General features: G+C 64.1%; 17 protein-coding genes. 11 read left to right on the top strand and 6 right to left on the bottom strand.

Annotated elements, in window-relative coordinates; genetic code table 11:
• The first annotated feature begins 22 nt into the window (after positions 1-22).
• The 3 genes from ACU8HS_RS05070 to ACU8HS_RS05060 are packed head-to-tail and all read left to right on the top strand — an operon-like array spanning position 23 to position 3,335.
• Positions 23-1,891, top strand: coding sequence for a pseudouridine synthase (locus ACU8HS_RS05070; protein WP_447015505.1), 1,869 nt, complete (start codon positions 23-25; stop codon positions 1,889-1,891).
• Positions 1,872-2,432, top strand: coding sequence for a 16S rRNA (guanine(966)-N(2))-methyltransferase RsmD (gene rsmD, locus ACU8HS_RS05065; protein WP_447015504.1), 561 nt, complete (start codon positions 1,872-1,874; stop codon positions 2,430-2,432). Before ACU8HS_RS05070 ends, rsmD begins: the two co-directional genes overlap by 20 nt.
• 21 nt (positions 2,433-2,453) lie before the next feature.
• A complete protein-coding gene (locus ACU8HS_RS05060) occupies positions 2,454-3,335 on the top strand; it encodes a patatin-like phospholipase family protein (RefSeq protein WP_447015503.1) in 882 nt (293 codons plus the stop codon).
• Positions 3,336-3,368: 33 nt separating this feature from the next.
• Here the strand turns inward: ACU8HS_RS05060 and ACU8HS_RS05055 are convergent, their stop codons facing one another.
• Positions 3,369-5,180 carry a monovalent cation:proton antiporter-2 (CPA2) family protein gene (locus ACU8HS_RS05055; protein WP_447015502.1) on the bottom strand — a complete coding sequence of 604 codons (1,812 nt, stop codon included), beginning with the start codon at positions 5,178-5,180 and terminating at the stop codon, positions 3,369-3,371.
• A gap of 114 nt (positions 5,181-5,294) precedes the next feature.
• Between ACU8HS_RS05055 and ACU8HS_RS05050 the strand changes: the two genes are divergently transcribed.
• From ACU8HS_RS05050 to lpxK, 6 genes are all read left to right on the top strand, one after another.
• Positions 5,295-6,644: a TldD/PmbA family protein gene (locus tag ACU8HS_RS05050; protein ID WP_112571031.1), complete on the top strand. Its 1,350-nt coding sequence runs from the start codon at positions 5,295-5,297 to the stop codon at positions 6,642-6,644.
• A gap of 16 nt (positions 6,645-6,660) precedes the next feature.
• Entirely contained in the window at positions 6,661-7,470 is an 810-nt protein-coding gene (locus ACU8HS_RS05045; protein WP_112754913.1) for a 3'(2'),5'-bisphosphate nucleotidase CysQ, read from the top strand.
• A gap of 61 nt (positions 7,471-7,531) precedes the next feature.
• On the top strand, positions 7,532-7,780 hold the full coding sequence (locus tag ACU8HS_RS05040; protein ID WP_112571033.1) for a DUF4170 domain-containing protein: 249 nt from the start codon (positions 7,532-7,534) through the stop codon (positions 7,778-7,780).
• 167 nt (positions 7,781-7,947) lie between these two features.
• Entirely contained in the window at positions 7,948-9,267 is a 1,320-nt protein-coding gene (gene waaA / locus ACU8HS_RS05035; RefSeq protein WP_112571035.1) for a lipid IV(A) 3-deoxy-D-manno-octulosonic acid transferase, read from the top strand.
• A 9-nt stretch (positions 9,268-9,276) separates the two neighbouring features.
• Entirely contained in the window at positions 9,277-9,999 is a 723-nt protein-coding gene (locus ACU8HS_RS05030; RefSeq protein WP_113413134.1) for an HAD family hydrolase, read from the top strand.
• Positions 10,000-10,106: 107 nt separating this feature from the next.
• Complete coding sequence (gene lpxK / locus ACU8HS_RS05025) at positions 10,107-11,150, top strand: tetraacyldisaccharide 4'-kinase (protein ID WP_112571039.1); 1,044 nt, start codon at positions 10,107-10,109, stop codon at positions 11,148-11,150.
• Positions 11,151-11,204: 54 nt separating this feature from the next.
• Here lpxK and ACU8HS_RS05020 read toward each other — a convergent pair whose 3' ends face one another.
• Both ACU8HS_RS05020 and mutL read right to left on the bottom strand, forming a co-directional pair.
• Positions 11,205-11,432 (bottom strand): DUF2093 domain-containing protein, encoded by a 228-nt coding sequence (locus ACU8HS_RS05020; RefSeq protein ID WP_112704678.1) that lies wholly within the window; start codon positions 11,430-11,432, stop codon positions 11,205-11,207.
• A 67-nt stretch (positions 11,433-11,499) separates the two neighbouring features.
• Complete coding sequence (gene mutL, locus ACU8HS_RS05015) at positions 11,500-13,317, bottom strand: DNA mismatch repair endonuclease MutL (RefSeq protein WP_113413136.1); 1,818 nt, start codon at positions 13,315-13,317, stop codon at positions 11,500-11,502.
• Positions 13,318-13,490: 173 nt separating this feature from the next.
• Here mutL and ACU8HS_RS05010 point away from each other — a divergent pair, with 173 nt between their 5' ends.
• Positions 13,491-15,206, top strand: coding sequence for a response regulator (locus ACU8HS_RS05010; protein ID WP_112571043.1), 1,716 nt, complete (start codon positions 13,491-13,493; stop codon positions 15,204-15,206).
• 128 nt (positions 15,207-15,334) lie between these two features.
• Positions 15,335-16,702, top strand: a complete 1,368-nt coding sequence (locus ACU8HS_RS05005; protein ID WP_112704674.1) for a putative bifunctional diguanylate cyclase/phosphodiesterase — start codon at positions 15,335-15,337, stop codon at positions 16,700-16,702.
• Between the two features lie 68 nt (positions 16,703-16,770).
• Here ACU8HS_RS05005 and ACU8HS_RS05000 read toward each other — a convergent pair whose 3' ends face one another.
• From ACU8HS_RS05000 to ACU8HS_RS04990, 3 genes are all read right to left on the bottom strand, one after another.
• Positions 16,771-17,400 (bottom strand): PRC-barrel domain-containing protein, encoded by a 630-nt coding sequence (locus ACU8HS_RS05000; RefSeq protein ID WP_447015501.1) that lies wholly within the window; start codon positions 17,398-17,400, stop codon positions 16,771-16,773.
• A gap of 227 nt (positions 17,401-17,627) precedes the next feature.
• The gene (locus tag ACU8HS_RS04995; protein WP_113414740.1) at positions 17,628-18,515 is read right to left on the bottom strand and encodes an SMP-30/gluconolactonase/LRE family protein; all 888 of its coding nucleotides are present in this window, start codon (positions 18,513-18,515) and stop codon (positions 17,628-17,630) included.
• A gap of 4 nt (positions 18,516-18,519) precedes the next feature.
• Complete coding sequence (locus tag ACU8HS_RS04990; protein ID WP_112759461.1) at positions 18,520-19,152, bottom strand: 2-dehydro-3-deoxy-6-phosphogalactonate aldolase; 633 nt, start codon at positions 19,150-19,152, stop codon at positions 18,520-18,522.
• Positions 19,153-19,171 lie beyond the last annotated feature (19 nt).

Here is a 19,171-nt window from a genome sequence, read left to right as displayed (position 1 = left end):
CCAAAAGGCAGGCAAACAACAAATGACACTCAAAGACAAGCCAAAACGCCCGGGCGCAAGGCCCCCCGCGCGCGATGCGCGGCCGAAAAGCGGCTCGAAGGCCGGTATGGACAAGCCGTCGAAAGCGGCTTCCGCGAAAGTGGCAGCCAAGGAAGCGGATGGCGACACCAAGGCGGAGCGTATTTCCAAGGTGATGGCGCGCGCCGGCGTCGCCTCCCGTCGCGATATCGAACGCATGATCATGGACGGTCGCGTCACGCTGAACGGCAAGCTCCTCGATACGCCCGTCGTCAACGTCACGCTCGAAGACAAGATCGAGGTCGATGGCGTGCCGATCCGCGGCATCGAGCGCACCCGCCTGTGGCTCTACCACAAGCCGCCGGGCCTGGTGACGACCAATTCCGATCCCGAGGGGCGCCCGACGGTCTTCGACAACCTGCCGGAAGAACTGCCGCGCGTCATGTCGATCGGCCGCCTCGACATCAATACCGAGGGCCTGCTGCTGCTCACCAATGACGGCGGCCTTGCCCGTGCACTGGAACTGCCGACCACCGGCTGGCTGCGCCGTTACCGCGTGCGCGCCCATGGCGAGATCGATCAGGAGGCGCTCGACAAGCTGAAGGACGGCATTGCCGTCGATGGCGTCCTCTACGGCTCGATCGAAGCCACGCTCGACCGCACGCAAGGCGCCAACGTCTGGATCACCATGGGCCTGCGGGAAGGCAAGAACCGCGAAATCAAGAACGTGCTCGGCGCGCTTGGCCTCGAGGTCAACCGCCTGATCCGCGTCTCCTACGGTCCTTTCCAGCTCGGCGAACTGCCGGAGGGGCAGGTGATCGAGGTGCGCGGCCGCACGCTGCGCGATCAGCTCGGCCCGCGCCTCATCGAGGATGCCAAGGCGAATTTCGACGCGCCGATCTACAATGCGCCGGCCGTTGCCGCCGAAGAGGCCGAGGAGCCGGCCCCGGAACGCCGCGAACGCCCGCGCCGCGACGAAGACAAGCGCGAACGCGCCTTGAGCCGCCTCGACACCAAGCGCGACGATCGTCGGGATGATCGCAGGGACGACCGGCGCGGCGACGACGACCGGCCGAAGCGTCCGGCACTCGGCAGCCGCCGCAACGCCAATGTCTGGATGGCGCCCGGCGCGCGTCCGCTCGGCGAAAAGGCGGCAGCCAAGGCGGCCAAGAATGCCCAGACGGCCCGCCGCCGCGGTGAAACACCCGCCTCGACCAAGGAGCCGCGTTTCGATCGCACCGGCGATCGCCCGCGTGCGCAGATCAACCGCGTCCGTGAAGAGGACGGCGAGTGGATCCGTTCGAGCGAAGCGCCGCGCAAGCGCGACGAGGACGAAGGTTTCGGCCGCAAGCGCTCTTTCGGCGATCGCCCGACGCGTGACCAAGGCGGCGAGCGTCCGCGTTCAGCCCGGGGTTTCGGCGGCGAAGGCCGTTCCGAACGTCCGCGTGGCGACAGGCCTTTCGGCGACAAGCCGCGTGGCGAGCGCCGCCCGCGTGAGGAAGGTGGAGACCGTCCGGCTCGCAGCTTCGGCGGCGAGGGCCGCTCCGAGCGCCCGCGTGGCGACAAGCCTTTTAGCGCCAAGCCGCGTGGCGAGCGTCGCCCGCGCGCCGAGGGGGAAGAAGGCGCGCGTCCCTACCGCGCGCGCGAGGAGGGGGGCGAGCGCTCTGCGCGTCCGGCCCGCAGCTTCGGCGGCGAGGGCCGCGCCGAACGCCCCCGCGGCGACAAGCCTTTCGGGGACAAGCCCCGTGGGACGAAGAATTTCTCCGGCAAGCCGAAGGGCGATCGGCCGGGCGGCGGCAAGCCTTCCGGCGGGCCGTCGAGAGGTGGTGCGAAAGGCAAGGGAATGACGCGCGGTGCGGATCGTCGGCGGTGAGTTTCGCGGACGGCCGCTAGCCGTACCAAAATCCAACGACATCCGGCCGACTGCGGACCGGACGCGTGAGAGCCTGTTCAATATTCTGAGCCATGCCTATCCGGAATGCATCGACGGCACCCGGATTCTCGATCTGTTCGCCGGCACGGGCGCGGTCGGCCTCGAAGCCGTTTCGCGCGGCTGTCGCCATGCGCTCTTTGTCGAAAACAGCGTCGAGGGCAGGGCGCTGCTCTGGGAGAATATCGATGCGCTCGGCCTGCACGGCCGCACCCGCATCCTGCGCCGCGATGCGACCGATCTCGGCAGCATCGGCAATCTCGAACCTTTCGAGATGCTCTTTGCCGATCCGCCCTATGGCAGGGGGCTCGGCGAGAAGGCGCTTGCGGCGGCTGCCGACGGCGGCTGGCTCAAGCCCGGCGCGATTACCGTTCTGGAAGAACGCGCGGATGTTGCCGTTTCGGTGCATCCCTCCTATGTTTTCCTCGAAAGCCGAATATTCGGCGATACAAGAGTACATTTCTTCCGGTATCAGCCGCAGTAGTCGGCCCGTTGGGAGCAGATCGTGCCGCAGTCGGAAATCATCAGTCCGAAATCGCCTGCGATCAGCGATCTTCCGACGGTTGCCGTCGCCTTTGGCGGCGGCGGTGCCCGCGGCCTCTCGCATATCCATATCATCGAAACGCTGGATGAACTTGGCATCCGCCCGGTGGCGATATCAGGCTCCTCGATCGGCGCCATCATGGGCACCGGCATGGCGGCCGGCATGTCGGGCGCGGAGATCCGTGAACACGCGCTCGCAACGGTCGGCAACAAGGCCGCCGTCGTCAGCCGCATCTGGGGATTGCGTCCAACGACGGTGCGCGACGCGGTCGCCAAGGGCATCCGCATCGGCCAGTTCAATCTGGAACGTATCCTGAAAGCCTTCCTGCCGGCGGAACTGCCGCAGCGGTTCGAGGATCTGCTGGTGCCGATGAAGGTGATCGCGACGGACTATTACGGCCAGGCCGAGGTCATCGCCGAACATGGCGAGCTGTTCCCCGCGCTCGCCGCATCCTCCGCCATTCCCGCCGTCTTCATGCCGGTCCGGCTGCACGGAAGGGTGATGATCGACGGCGGCATCGCCAATCCGGTTCCCTACGAATGCCTGATGGATATCGCCGATATCGTCATCGGCATCGATGTCGTCGGCGCGCCGGAGGGCGACGGCACCCATATTCCGAACCGCATGGAGAGCATCTTCGGCTCCGGCCAGCTGATGATGCAGGCGGCGATATCGCTGAAACTGAAATTGCTGCGGCCGCATATCTTCCTGCGCCCCACGGTCGGCCGCACCGGCGTCATGGATTTCCTCAAGGCGCGCGATGTGCTCGCCATGTCGGTCGGCGTGAAGGATGAGCTGAAATATGCGCTCGACCGTGAAATCGAGGCGCGGCTAAAGCGGTAGGTCGGAACAATTCCATGAGAAATGCGCAGACGCTCAGGCGTCCGCCGTCACATCGGCCTTGCTGGAGAACGGATCGTTGAAGCTCTCCGTCGCCCGTTTCGGCTTGACCAGCGGTTCCGGCTTGATCGGCGTCGAAAACAGGAGATCGTTGCCTGCCTGGAGACTGCCTTCCGAAACCTGCAGCACCAGCCGCGCTTCGTCGCGCTTGCGGATATCCTCGCCGATTTCATAGGCATCGACTTCGGACACGCCGAGCGCCTCCAGCGTGCGCCGGCCGAAGAGCAGGCCGGATTCCAATGTCTCGCGCAGCTCGTAATCGACGCCCTTGTTGCGCAGTTCGATGGAGTGGATGCGGTCGTAGGAGCGCACGAAGAGCGTCGTCTGCGGATAATCGGCCTGGATCAACTCGACCACCTTGTCGGTGATCTCCTTCTTCTGGGTGCAGACGAGCACGATCTTGGCCTTGTCGATACCGGCCGAACGCAGCACGTCCTTGCGGGTGCCGTCACCGAAATAGATGCGGAAACCGAAGGACGAGGCCTGCCGGATGCGGTCGGCGGAAAAGTCGATCACGGTCACGCTGCGGCCGCCGGCAAGCAGGATCTGCGCGGCGATCTGCCCGAAACGCGAGAAGCCGACCATCAGCACGTCCGCGCCCGCGCCCTCGAAATCCTCGTCCAGTTCCTCTTGCTCGTCGCCGTTGAGCATCCGCTTGGAAAGTGCGGCACCGAGCGGCGTCAGCGCCATCGAAAGCGTGACGATTGCAACAAGGAGCGAGGCCGTGCTGCTTGGCATGAGGCCGGCAACGGCAGCCGTGGTGAAGAGCACGAAGCCGAATTCGCCCCCCTGCGGCAGCAGGAAGGCGATGCGTACGGCATCGTTATGCGAGGAGCGCGCCGCGCGGCAGAGCACATAGATGATGAGCGCTTTCACGGCCATGATAATAGGCACGGCGATAATGATGAAGAGCACGTTGTCGAGCAGCACCTGAAGCTGCAACGACAGCCCGACGGCAATGAAGAAGATAGCGAGCAGCACGCCGCGGAAGGGTTCGATATCGGCTTCGAGCTCGTGCCTATAGGAAGATTCCGCCAGCATGACGCCGGACAGGAAAGCGCCCATCGCCATCGAGAGCCCGGCTAGCTGCATCAGGCTCGCCGAGCCCATGACGACGAAAAGCGCCGCCGCGATCATCGCCTCGCGCGCCCCGGTCCTTGCGATGATCTGGAAGAGGGGCGTCAGCAGGTATCGGCCCATGACGATCATCGCACCGACCGCCGCAACCGAGATGCCGAAATCGACCAGCGGATTGCCGCTGCCCTTGTCGCCGTCGAGGATGGTGACGACGGCCAGAAGCGGCACGATCGCCAGATCCTGAAACAGCAGCATGGAAAAGGAGCGCTGCCCGTAGCGGGTATTGACGTCGCCGTCGCCTTCGAGGATCTGCATGGCGAATGCCGTCGAAGAAAGCGCCAGACCGAAGCCGGCAACGATGCTGCCGCGCCATTCGAGCACGCCGGAAAGCCAGGCAAGCGCCGTCAGCACCAGGCCCGTCAAGACCACCTGCGCCGTGCCGAGGCCGAAAATGTCGCGCCGCATCTGCCAGAGGCGGGTGGGCTTCAGCTCAAGCCCGATGATGAACAGCAGGAAGACGACGCCGAGTTCGGCAACGTCGAGGATCTGTTCGCCATCGGTGATGCCGTAGAAGATCGGCCCGATGACGATGCCGGCCGCTAGATAGCCGAGAACCGTGCCAAGCCCGAGCTTCTTGAAGATCGGTGCAGCCACGACCGCGCCGCCGAGCAGCAGGATCGTTTCGGTGAAAAGCGCGTTGGGTGCGGACATGCTTCATTTCTTTCGGTGGCGGAGCAAGCAGGCAGCCAGGAAAAGAATCGGCATCCACGGCCTTGATGCTTTCGGGAGTGCACAATAAATGGAACGGGAAGGAAAGGCCAAATCATGTCCTCTGAAATCGATTCCTCGACACTTCTTTCCCGTGCAAGTCAATTGATCGATCTGGCGAAAAAGGCTGGCGCCGACGCCGCCGACGCCGTGGTCGTCCGTTCGCGCGCGCAATCGGTCAGCGTTCGCCTCGGCAAGGTCGAAGGAACCGAGTCCTCCGAGAGCGACGACTTTTCGCTGCGTGTCTTCATCGGCAGGCGGGTGGCGAGCGTTTCCGCCAATCCGGGCTTCGATCTGCAGGCTCTGGCCGAACGCGCCGTCGCCATGGCCAAGGTCTCGCCCGAAGATCCTTTTGCCTGCCTCGCCGATGAAAGCAGGCTTGCGAAAACCTATCCCGATCTGCAGCTGCTCGATACGACCGAAGTCGGCGCCGACCAGCTGCGCGAAGCGGCCCTTGCCGCCGAGGCAGCGGCCCTTGCGGTCAAGGGTGTCACCAATTCCTCCGGTGCGGGCGCGTCAGCCGGCATGGGCGGGCTCGTGCTCGCCACTTCGCACGGCTTCGAAGGCAGCTACATGGCGTCGCGCTTCGGCAATTCCGTCAGCGTCATTGCCGGCGAAGGCACCGGCATGGAGCGCGACTATGATTTCGACAGCCGCCTCTATCATGCTGAGCTCGACGATCCCGCCGATATCGGCCGGCGGGCCGGCGAGCGTGCCGTCAAGCGCGTCAATCCGCGGCAGGTCCCGACCGGCAAGGATATCACCGTCATCTTCGATCCGCGCATCGCCCGCGGTTTCGTCGGCCATATCGCCGGCGCCATCAACGGTGCCTCCGTCGCCCGCAAGACGAGCTTCCTGCGCGACCGGATGGGCCAGCAGGTGCTGAAAGCGGGCCTGTCGATCACGGACGATCCGCTGATCGTGCGCGGGCCGTCTTCCCGTCCCTTCGACGGCGAAGGCGTTTCCGGAGAGCGGCTTGTGATGATCGAGGATGGCGTGCTCAAGCACTGGTTCCTGTCGACGTCGACCGCAAATGAGATTGGCGGGCTCGAAACCAATGGCCGCGGTGTGCGCGGCGGTACCGCCGTCACGCCCGCCTCGACCAACCTGGCGCTGGAGCCCGGCGACATTTCGCCCGAGGAGCTGATCCGCAGCGTCGGCAACGGTTTTTACGTCACCGAACTCATCGGCCAGGGCGTCAACATGATAACGGGCGAATACAGCCGCGGCGCGACCGGCTTCTGGATCGAGAACGGCGAACTGACCTTCCCGGTCTCGGAAGTGACGATCGCTTCGAACCTCAAGGACATGTTCATGCGGCTGACGCTCGCCAACGATATCGACCGCAAGTTCGGCGTGGCGGCGCCGACCCTGGCGATCGAAGGCATGACGCTTGCCGGCCGCTGACGAACGGGTCCCTGCCATGAGCGATGAGGAAAAGTCCCGCTGGCAAGGCGATCTCGCATTGATCGCCGATGCCGCCAGGCAGGCGGGCGCCATCGCACTCGGTTTCTTCAACAAGTCGCCGGAAGTCTGGTGGAAGAACGAGGACCGTTCCCCCGTCAGCGCAGCCGATTTCGCCGCCAACGAAAAGCTCGAGGCCGTTCTGCGCCGGGCGCGGCCGGATTATGGCTGGCTGTCGGAAGAGACCGACGACGATGCCGGCCGTCTGCAATACGAGACCTTGTTCATCGTCGATCCGATCGACGGCACGCGGGCGTTTCTCGCCGGCAAGGATCTCTGGTGCGTGAGTGTCGGCATCGTTTATCGCGGCCGTCCCGTCGCGGGCGTGCTCTATGCGCCGGCGCTGGACGAACTCTATGAGGCGGTGGAAGACGGTCCGGCCCTGAAAAACGGCAGGCCGATCGCCGTGTCCGCACGCGGCAAAGGCGATATCAGCCAGCTTGCCGTCAGCGAGGAGCTGTTCAGGCTCCTGCCGCCTGCCGTCCGGGAGCGCAACGAGCGTGTCAAACACATCCCCTCGCTTGCCTATCGTATTGCCATGGTGGCTGATGGCCGTCTCGACGCGACCTTTGTCGGGCGCAACGCCCATGACTGGGATCTTGCCGCAGCCGATCTGATCCTGGATCGCGCCGGTGGCCGCCTTGTCGATCTCTCGGGCCGTCCGGCAACCTACAACAGGGAAAGGGTCAGCCACGACGCTCTGTGTGCCGCGCCGATTGGCCGCCTCGATGAATATCTGGACTTGCTCACTCATCTAAGAGACGGTTGACGTTTCCGTCAAAATCCCTCAGATGAAGGGCCGGAGGAGAATAGGCAGAAAGAGAATAAGAATGACAGACTCCGGCGGTAAAAAGCAGCTCCTGCATCTCGTCTTCGGTGGCGAACTCGAAAACCTTGAAGGCACCCAGTTCAGGGATCTCAAGGATCTCGATATTGTCGGCATTTTCCCCGACTATGCCACGGCACTGACGGCCTGGAAGGCCAAGGCGCAGCAGACGGTCGACAATGCGCATATGCGCTATTTCATCGTCCACATGCATCGTCTGCTTGACCCGCAGGATACGACCGGGAGCAAGTGACCCGCACCTCTATCCGCTGGCTCTCCGCTGCAGGCAGCGGAGGCCTTTGCGTATCGGTTCCTTGCCCCTGATCGACGCATTCTGAACAAAATATTCGGTCATTGCGGCCGCAACGATAATTAGGGAATTGGATTGATGTCGATCTGCATGGATCGGAGGTCTGCCGAATGAGTTCACGGATGGCGCGGATCGGTCTGAACGCGTACCGTCTGGCGGGAACTGTGGCGTCGCCGGTCGTCGGCCTCTACATCACCTACCGTACGGCCAAGGGCAAGGAAGACCGTGCCCGCCGGCTGGAGCGTTTCGGCTATGCGAGCGCCAACCGGCCGCAAGGTCCGCTCGTCTGGTTTCATGCCGCAAGCGTCGGCGAAACCAATGCCGTCATTCCCCTGATCCGTGAAATCCGCCGCCGCGACATCCATGTCATCCTGACGACGGGCACCATCACGTCGGCAAAGCTTGCCGCCGAACGTCTCGGCAACGATGCGATCCACCAATATGTGCCGCTCGACCTGAAACCCGCCGTCGGCCGTTTCCTCGATTACTGGCAGCCGGATTGCGCCATGATCGCCGAATCCGAGATCTGGCCCGCGACCGTGCTTGAACTTGGCCATCGCCGCATCCCGCAGATCCTCGTCAATGCCCGCATGTCGGACCGCTCCTTCGCCCGCTGGCGCCGCCGCCCGTCGCTTGCCGAAGCGCTTTTCGAAAATCTGGCGCTGGTCATCGCCCAGTCCGACCTGGACGCCGAGCGTTTCCGCGATCTCGGCGCCGTGCCGGTCATCACCTCGGGCAACCTGAAGGTCGATACTGACGCCCCGCCCTATGACAGCGCCGTTTTCGCCCGCTACAAGAAGCAGATCGGCGAACGCAAGACCTGGGCGGCGATCTCCACTTTCGACGGCGAGGAAAATGCCGCCGGCATCGTCCACCGGGCGCTGCGCGACCGCGACAGGCAGCTGACGATCATCGTGCCGCGCCATCCCGAGCGCGCCGACGAGATCGAGGCCGCCCTTGTCAAGCAGGGCCTGAAGGTCGCCCGCCGCACCCGCGACGATGTTCTGACGCCCGATGTCGATATCTTCCTGGGTGATACGATCGGTGAAATGGGCCTTTATCTGCGCCTGACGGAAGTGGCTTTCGTCGGCCGCTCGCTCTTTGCCGAGGGCGGCCAGAATCCCCTCGAGCCGGCCATGCTCGGCTGCGCCATCCTGTCGGGCGGCAATGTGCAGAATTTCCGCGAAGCCTATCAGAAGCTCGCCCGCAGCGGCAGCGCCCGCATGGTGCGCGATACCGAGATGTTGGCCAAGGGCGTGCATTACCTGCTGACCAATGACGAGGCGCGGGGCAAGATGATCCAGGCCGGCATCGCGACCGTGCACGAGATGCGCGGCGCGCTGAGCGCCACCTTGAAGGGGCTCGAACCCTATATCAACCCGCTGACGGTAAAGGCGCGCCTGCTGCCGAAAGCCGTGGCACAGGCTTGAGGGAAGGGCATGTCGGCGGACGTGAAGATCAGGGGCATCCTTTTCGACAAGGACGGCACGCTGCTCGACTATGACGAAAGCTGGCTGCCGGTAAACCGTGAACTTGCCCGCATCGCCGCCGAAGGCGATGCCGGTCTCGCCGACCGCCTTCTTGCCGCCTGCGGCATGGACCCGGCAACCGGCCATATCGTTCCCGACAGCCTGCTTGCGGCCGGCAATACCCGCCAGATCGCCGAAGGCCTCGTTGCTGCAGGTTCCAGGGTCGATGTCGTCGAACTGACGATCAAGCTCGACATTCTCTTTTCCAATGCCTCCGAATTCTCCGTGCCGGTGACGGATCTCGCGGCCTTCTTCGGCCGCCTGCACCGGCGCGGCTTCAAGCTCGGCATCGCCTCCAGCGACAATGAGCGCTCGATCCGTCGGACGGCGGAACGTTTCGGCATTTCCGGCTATGTCGATTACATTGCCGGTTACGACAGCGGTTTCGGCAGCAAGCCCGAGCCCGGCATGGTGCTCGGCTTCTGTGCGGCAACGGGCCTGGCCCCGGAAGAGGTCGCCATGGTCGGCGACAACAACCACGATCTCCATATGGGCCGGAACGCCAGGACCGGCCTGACGATTGCGGTTCTGACCGGCACGGGCTCGCGTGAATCCCTGTCAGGCGCGGCCGATCACGTTTTCGACGACATCACCGAAATCGAGGCCCTGCTGCCGGATCTGCAGCCGGCCTGACGCGCAAAGACTTGCATTTTCACGCGTTTTGGCTTCTCAATCCGCCCGGTCGATTGGCAGGGCCTCGCCATGGGGGATGAGGGCAAGGGAAACGGGACGACGGCATCATGATATCCGAAGCGCCGCCTTTCTGGTGGAGGCGGGCAGGCTGGCAGGCCTGGATCCTCTCGCCCCTTGCTTTTCTCTATGGCCGCGTTGCCGGCTATCGCATGGTCCATGCGCGCCGCGCCTCGGTTCCGATCCCCGTCATTTGTGTCGGTAATTTCACGGTCGGCGGCGCCGGCAAGACGCCGACGGCAATCGCCATCGCCCGTGCCGCCAGGGCCAGGGGCCTCAAGCCCGGTTTCTTGAGCCGCGGCCACGGCGGTTCGCTCGATGTCACGACCGTCGTCGATCCCGCCCATCACCGTGCGGTTGCCGTGGGCGACGAGCCGCTGCTGCTTGCCCGGGAGGCGCTGACGGTCATCTCCCGCCGGCGCGTCGAAGGGGCGGCGAAGCTCGTCGAAGAGGGGGCGGATTTCATCATCATGGATGACGGCTTCCAGAGCGCGCGCCTCGCCATCGACTACGCGCTTCTGGTGATCGATGCCACGCGCGGCCTCGGCAACGGCCATATCGTGCCGAGCGGGCCGGTGCGCGCGCCGATCCGTCTGCAGCTGCGCCAGGCAACCGCGCTCCTGAAGGTCGGCGACGGCAACGCCGCCGACCGCATCGTCCGCATTGCGGCCCGTGCGGCCAAGCCCTATTTCACGGCCGCGCTGAAAGTGTCGGGCGAGAACGATCTCGAAGGCCGCAAGGTGCTTGCCTTTGCCGGCATTGCCGACCCCGAAAAGTTCTTCCGCACCGTCCGTTCGCTTGGAGCGTCCATCGAGGTTGCGACCGCCTTCGGCGATCATGAGCACCTGAGCGAGGAAGAGATTGACGGGCTGCTGCTGACCGCGGACCGTCAGGACCTGACGATCGTCACCACCTCGAAGGATTTCGTGCGGCTGGCCGGCCACCACGGCAAGGCCGAACAGCTTGCGGCCCGCTGCCGCGTCGTGGAGGTGGAAATGGCCTTTACCGATCCGCTTGCGCCCGGCCTCATCATCGACCGGGCTTTCCAGGCTTGCCGCGAGCGGCGGCTGAAGGAAACGAAGAAGAAAGCCTAGGACAGGTCCAGCAGACGTGTTCCGCGGTTCTGCCTTTGCAGGCGGATGAAAACTCTAGCGCTGGTTCGGCAGAACGCCGGCGCGACGGTCGGCTTCCAGCGCGGCGGCGACATCGGCATAGGGCTCCTGCCGCGCCACGCTCCAGTAGCGAAGTTCGTCGAGCGGGACCTGCTTGCCTGTCAGCGCGCAGACGACATAGGAGCCGGGCGACAGAATCTGGAAATCGCCGTCGAGATAACGGATCTTCGCCTCGCGGTTTCCGTGCCCTTCGAACAAGTTCATGCGCTCCATTCCCTACAGTCTGTCATGTGTTTGCAATACTCTCCGAGAGGCCGCTTTGCCAGCTTTTTCAGCTGCGCCCGAACAGACGCTCGATATCGGCGAGCTTGAGTTCGATATAGGTCGGGCGCCCGTGATTGCACTGGCCCGAACCCGGCGTCACTTCCATCTGCCGCAAAAGCGCGTTCATTTCCTCCGGCCGCAGCCGCCGGCCCGATCGCACCGAGCCGTGACAGGCCATGGTCGCCGCCACATATTCGAGCTTGGCGGAGAGGCCGGAGGCCGTATCCCATTCGGCGATCTCGTCGGCAAGCTGGCGGATCAGCCCATGCGCATCGACCTCGCCGAGCATCGCCGGTGTTTCCCGCACGGCAATGGCGCCCGGCCCGAAACGTTCGATGGCGAGACCAAGCTCGGCAAATTCGCCCGCATGCACCATCAGCCGGTCGCAATCCTCCTCGGGAATATCGACGATTTCGGGGATCAGCAGCACCTGCGAGGCGAGCCGTTTCGAATGCAGCGCCTTGCGCATGGCCTCGAAGACGAGCCGCTCGTGCGCGGCGTGCTGATCGACGATGACGATGCCGTCATCGGTCTGCGCGACGATATAGTTCTCGTGGATCTGCGCCCGCGCCGCGCCGAGCGGATAACGCGCCGGGGGTTCCGCGGCGGCCGCGGCCTGAGCCTGCGGCGCTGGCTGAAAAACCGGCTCCGACCGTGCCGTCGGATGCACCAGCCCGTCGAAGGAGGCTTGCGGCTTTTCGTCAAACCCGGCGCCCGGCTGGAAGGGCCGGAAAGGCGAGGTCGCGGCCGACCACGGTGCCTGCGGCCGCTGCGGCGCCGGCTGGAAACCAGGGCGGAAGGCGCGTAGCATGTCGCTTGCGCCTGTCGTCGCCGCGCGGCTGCCGTCGCGCGCCAGCGCCTCGCGGATCGCGCCGACGATCAGCCCGCGTACCAGTCCCGGATCGCGGAAGCGCACGTCGGATTTCGCCGGATGCACGTTGACGTCGACAAGCGCCGGATCGAGCGTGATCGACAGCACCGCGACGGGATAACGTCCGGCCGGGATCGTTTCGGCATAGGCGCCGCGGATCGCCGAGAGGATGAGCTTGTCCTGCACGGGACGGCCGTTGACGAAGGCATATTGATGGGCCGAGTTGCCCCGGTTGAAGGTCGGCACGCCGGCAAAGCCGGTCAGCTGCACGTCTTCGCGTTCGGCGTCGAGCGCGATGGCATTGTCGCGGAATTCCTTGCCGAGCACCTGCGCCATGCGCGCCAAGTGATCCTCGCCGGTTGCCGGAAACTCCAGTGTCGAGCGATCGGAGCCCGACAGAACGAAACGCACGCCCGGAAAGGCGATCGCCATGCGCTTGACGATTTCGGTGATCGCCGCTGCTTCCGCCTTCTCCGTCTTCAGGAATTTCAGCCGCGCCGGTGTCGCGAAAAACAGGTCGCGCACCTCGACGATCGTGCCCGGATTGGCCGCCGCCGGGCGCAGATGCACGATCTTGCCGCCGGCAACCGAAATCTCGCTGCCGGCCGCGCTGTCTCGTCTGCGGCTTGCGATGCTGAGCCGCGCCACCGAACCGATGGACGGCAACGCTTCGCCGCGGAAACCGAGCGTGCGGATGTCGTCGAGCGTTTCCGATATTTTCGAGGTGCAGTGCCGCTTGACCGCCAGTTCAAGGTCGGCGGCATCCATGCCCGAGCCGTTGTCGGTCACGCGCAGCAGCGCCTTGCCACCGCCGGCGGTGGCGATCTCGATGCGGGTCGCGCCCGCGTCGAGCGCGTTTTCGATCAGCTCCTTTGCCGCGCTCGCCGGCCGTTCGATGACCTCGCCGGCGGCGATCTGGTTGATGAGCGTTTCGGAGAGCTGTCTGATGGCCATATCCTATTTTCGGGGATTCGCGGCCGGGAGGAAAGGGGGCCGGGCAACAAATGCCGGGGCTTCTCCCCCAGATTTGGGGGTGCTTAACGTTAAGCGGCCTTTAAGACAAAAACGGCATTTTATTCATATACCTCCGAAACTGCGAAAATCGGACAGATGTGGGATGTGAAGGAATGAGTGCCGGCTTCGATAAGGCGGACACATCATCTGCGGGTGACGCACTGCCGCCAGAGGCCGACCTCCAGACGGTGCTTTTCGATGCGGTCTGCGATAGTCTTTCGGCTGCCTTCGTCATCTATGACCGCAACGACCTGCTGATTTTTGCCAGCCGCCAGATCCTGGACTTTTTCCCTATGCCCGAACACGCGCTGCGCCCGGGCACGCGCCTTCGCGATTTCCTGGGCGCGCTCTACGATATCGCTATCCGCGAGCACACGCTCGTGCGCCAGGCCGGCACGTTGAGCCGCGAGGACTGGCTTTCCCAGCGCATCGCCTCCCATTGGCGCGAACGTTTCGAATCCGTCGAGCGCCACGGCGCCGACCGCTGGGTGCGCTTCCTGAAACGCCGCCTGCCGAGCGGCTACGGCGTCACGGTCATTTCCGACATTTCCGAAGCGCGCAAGCGCGAGGAGCAATGGCGCTACGACCTGGAGCGCGTGCAGCTGACCGAGGATATTCTCGACCATCTGCCGTTCCCGCTCTTCGTCAAGGATCGCAACCTCACCTACGTCGCCGTCAACCAGGCTTTCTGCGAGAAGTACCAGACGACGGCGGACGAGGTTCTGGGCCGCAAGAGCGGCGATCTCTTCTCGCCCGATATCGCCAAGCGGTTTGAAGAAAGCGACCGCCATGTGCTGGAAACCGGCGAAATGTCGGTCTCCCGCCAGCGCCAGATCGCCCGTGACGGCACCGAGCGCGATATCGTCAGCCGCAAGCACAGGATCGGCAAGCCGGGGCGCTATTTCCTCGTCTCGACCATGCAGGACCTGCCGCGCGACGGCGACGATCTCGACGAGTTCAATCGGGCCTCCGAGATCACCACCTCCAGCAACCAGACCTACCGCCGCGCCTATGTGCCCATGCCGAACGCATCGCAGCGCCGCGAGCCGGCGGCGATGGAGGCGATCGTTCCGGAAAACTTCTCCGGCCGGAAGATCCTCGTCGTCACCGCCGATCTCGCCGCCGAGACCGCCGCGTTGCGCACGCTCGCCAAATACGGCTTCGAATCCTGTTCGGTCCGCGGCGAGGACGAGGAGGAACGTTTCCTCGAGATTGCCAGCTCTTCCGGCATCTCGCTCGATCTACTGATCATCGACAACCAGATGGGCATGCGCTGCCTGGAACTCGCCGAGCAATACGGCATTCCCGCCCTTGTCATGGATGGCTTCCAGATCGCCAACGAGCTGACTTTCCAGATTGCCCGTCACTTCAACCGCAGCGGGCGCGGCGGCGGCGCGGAAGGCGATTGGGAAATCACCACGACCGACGAAACCGCAGGGCTTCAGGTTCTCGTCGCCGAGGACAATGACATCAACCAGATCGTCTTCACGCAGATCCTCGAAGGCCTCGGTTATCGCCACCGTATCGCGGCGACCGGCGAGGAGGCCGTTCGCCTGTGGGCCGAACACCGCCCGCAGATCGTGCTGATGGATATTTCCCTTCCGGTCTTCAACGGCTTCGAAGCCTCGCGCCTCATCCGCCAGATGGAAGAGGGGCAGGGCACGCGCACCCCGATCATCGGCGTCTTGACGCAGGCCTTCGAACGCGATCGCGCCGAATGCGCCAAGGCCGGCATGGACGATGTCGTCATGAAGCCGGTCAGCCCGGATATACTGGAAACTGTATTTCAGAAATATCTAATTAATGAACCCGCAAAGGCGAGCAATTAAAGAAAATCGGGGTCAACTCCCCAGATTTTGGGAATGCCGTGGGTTGTAACCCCGCCGATTTACTATCGAATTGTTAAGATTTGGCCGTCATTCTTTGCCCGGGTGTGGAGGAAAATCTTGGGTTTGGAGTGATGGTGTCGGCGGAAATACCATTCATGACTGCGAGTCAGAACGAACTCCAGGCGATGGCCTATACCGATCCGCTGACCGGATTGGGAAACCGCAATCGCATGCGGGACAAGGTGACGCAGATTTCCGCCGAGCGGGCCAGCGATCCGGCACCTTTTACCATCGGCATCGCCAATCTCGACAGTTTCAAGCCGATCAACGATCTCTTCGGTTCCGCCGCTGGCGACGAGATCCTGTGCCAGGTCGCCCATCGCCTGAAGGCCTGCATTCCGGACGGCGCCCTGGTGACGCGTCACGACGGCGACGAATTCGCCTTCGTCCTGCCGCTGATCTTCGAGCGCGCCAGCGCCGAGAAATTCGGCCAGATGATCCGGGAGGTCCTGTCGGCGCCCTACGATCTCGGCGATCGCAACGTGCGCCTTTCCGCCTCCTTCGGCTTTGCCATCTATCCATTCGCCGGAGAGGATTGCGAAGAGCTTTTGAAGAGCGCCGAAACGGCGCTCTATCGCTCCAAACGCCGCGGCCGCGGTCAGATCACCGTCTATTCGCGCGAGATCGCCCAGGAAATGAAGCGCGCGACCCAGCTCGAACAGGCGCTCCGAAACGCCATCATATCCGATGCGATCGACGTGCATTTCCAGCCGATCGTCTCGCTCGCCAACAATCAGGTCGTGGGTTTCGAGGCGCTTGCCCGCTGGAACGATCCCGATCTCGGCTTCGTCTCGCCGGGCGTCTTCGTGCCGCTGGCCGAAGAGCGCGGCTTCATCGACGCGCTCTCGGAAGCGCTGCTGCGCAAGGCGGCGGAAGCTGCCCTGTCCTGGCCGCGCGAACTCTTCCTGTCCTTCAATCTCTCGTCGGCCCAGCTCATGGACCCGGGCACAAGCAGTTCCATCCTGTCGATCCTCGGCCGCGTCGGCTTCGACCCGCATCGCCTGGAACTGGAGATCACCGAGACGGCCGTGATGAGCTCCGCCGATACGGCGCACCGCATCCTTGCCGATCTGCGGGCAGCCGGCGTGCGCATCTCGCTCGACGATTTCGGCACCGGCCAGTCGAGCCTCGGGCGCCTGCGCGATTTTATCTTCGACAAGATCAAGATCGACCGCGCCTTCGTCTCGCGCATCAATTCCGACCGCGCCTCCGAACATATCATCAAGGCGATCCTTGCCATGTGCGAGGGTCTCGAGCTGGAAGTCGTCGCCGAAGGCATCGAGGATTATTCGGAAGCCGTCAAGCTGCGCATGCTCGGCTGCGGCATGGGGCAGGGCTATCATTTCGGCCGGCCCGCCGACGGCATCGCCACGCTGCGCTTCCTGCACGAGAACTACTATTACGACACGAGCGCAACGGAACGCGCCAGCGCATAGCGGACAACCACATGAAAACGATGGCGCCCCATGGGACGCCATCGCCTGCGCTTCGCACGCCGTACCGATTACTTGCTGGTGGTCGAGCCCGTTGCCGTGCTGTCCGTCGGCATGGCTGTGCCGGTTGCTGCCGGAGCCTTTTCGGCCGACTGCATCTGCAGGGTCTTGAATTCCGGAGCCGCCTTCAGCGATTCGGCGGTTTCCGTGGTCGTCAGCTTGACGGAGCCGTCCTGCGTGTTCTGGGCGACGGTGATTTTCTCCATCGGCACGGCAACGCTCTTTTCGCCGATGCCGAGGAAACCGCCGACACCGACGACAGCCGCAACGATACCGCCGTCCTTCTTGAGGATCAGGTCGTTGACGTCACCGATGCTCTCGTTGTTGCCGTTATAGACCGACTGGCCGATATAGGTGTTGGCGCTGATCTGGTCGGCAGCCTGCTCGGTCAGGTAGCTTGCGCCACCGGCCTGAGCCGTATCGGTGGTCGCGGCCGGGGCAGGGGCCTGCGCGGCGTCGCCGGCCGGCGCCATCGGCTTGGCCGGCTCTGCCGGTGCCGGGGCTGCCGGATCGGCGGGGGCAGACTGCGTCGGGGCGGCGGGGCTCGCCGGCTGCGGAGCGGTCTGCGAAAATGCCGCCGGTGCGAAGGCCGTGGCAAACAGGGCGCCAGCGGCAACGGTCGTCAGAAGTTTGCGTGTCATTTCGAACCTACCTTTGTTCCTTGAGTGATCCCTGGCCCGGCAGTGCCTGTTTTTCAGGCGTTCCTGCCGCGCCGGTTCAAGAGTGAAATGACCGGTAGGCCTATTGGTTCCGGACGAAGATACGGAAAATTTTGCGATTTTCGGGGAACTTCAGCCGAAATATTGCGCCGGCAACGCAAAAAGCGCCCCCGTCCGGGAGCGCTTTGGCGAACGGCGGTGTTTTTGCGTCAAATCACGAAGGCAGGGTCGAAAACGCCCTTCACGCTGATGCCGAGTTCCAGGAGGGCGCCGGCGCTCGGTTGGGTCGAGCGGGCATCCTCGTCCAGTCCCTCCCAGGCGGTCGTAACCGCCAGTCGGTCGGCATTGGCACCGATGAAGGCAGGGCAGGAAGGCTGTGCGGCTGGCACCCTGTAGCGGGCGATGCGCAAACCGTCGGGGCTGTAGCGGTCGACGACGCCGGCACCCCAGCGGGCGTTCCAGATATAGCCGTCTGCGTCGCAGACCGAACCGTCCAGTCCACCGGGTTCGTCCATGCTGTCGACCATCACGATCGGTTCGCCGGCTGGCAGGCCCGTCTGCGGATCGACCATGACCCGCATCAGGCGGCTGATCCGGGTATCCGTGAAATAGCCGATCGTACCGTCGGGCGAGAAGCAGATGGAGTTTGGAATGCTGACGCCGCTGAAGAGCTTCGTCACCTTGCCGGCGGCCACATGGTAGATAGCGCCTGCCTGCTGTTCGGCCCGCTTGCTCATCGTGCCGATCCAGAGCGCGCCCGAAGGATGCGTGCGCCCGTCGTTGGAACGGTTCTCCGGCTTGTCGTTTTCGAGCGCGGCATAGAAGGTCAGGCTGCCGCTGGCGATGTCGCGCACGAACAGCCCTTCTTCGGTCGCCAGCAGCTGGCGGCCGCTGTCGATGCGGGCCAGCACGCTTGCCGTCATGGGCAGCGGATGCACCTTCTTTTCGCCGCTCGAAAGATTGAGCTCGTGGAGCTCCTTGCCGAGAATATTGAACCACCAGACGGTGTCCGTATCGGGATCGTAGGTCGGGCCTTCACCGAGAACCGAATTGGTGTTGCAAAGTGTTTTGCCCTCGAATTCATAAATATCAGTCATATGCCTATGCTCCTATGGCTGCGTCATAGGCTAAGATGGTCGCCTTGGCGCGCTCGGCAACCTCCGCGGCGGTCATTCCCGGCTTGTAGATGCTGGTGCCGAGGCCGAAGGCGAAAATGCCGGCCTTGGTATAGTCGGAGAAGTTCTTGTCCGATACGCCGCCGACCGCCGCAATCACCAGTTCCGGCGGCAGGATGGCGCGGATCGCGGTGATGCCGGATGGTCCAAGAACGCTCGCCGGGAAGAACTTGAGGCCGGTCGCGCCCGCGCGGGCCGCCTGCAGCGCTTCGGTCGGCGTGAAGACGCCGGGCATCGTCACCATGCCGTAGTCGCGTGCGCGGATAATGACGTCGGGTTCCACGTTCGGCGTCACCAGCAGCTTGCCGCCGGCCGCGTCGAGGCTGTCGACCGCTTCGGTGGTCAGCACGGTGCCGGCGCCGATCAGCACGTTGCCGGGCGCCATCTTCGCCGCGATCTCGATGGATTTGAACGGTTCCGGCGAGTTGAGCGGGATTTCGATCGCCGTCAGGCCGTTTTCGATCAGCGCGCCGACCACGGCTTCGGTTTCGGCGGGCTTGATGCCGCGCAGAATGGCAATCAGCGGACGCTTCATGTCGGGGAAGGGGATACGGTTCATGGAAAATATCTTTCTCGGT

The organism is Rhizobium sp. KDH_Rht_773_N, from assembly GCF_052946295.1.
This window is presented reverse-complemented; position numbering and strand designations above follow the sequence as displayed.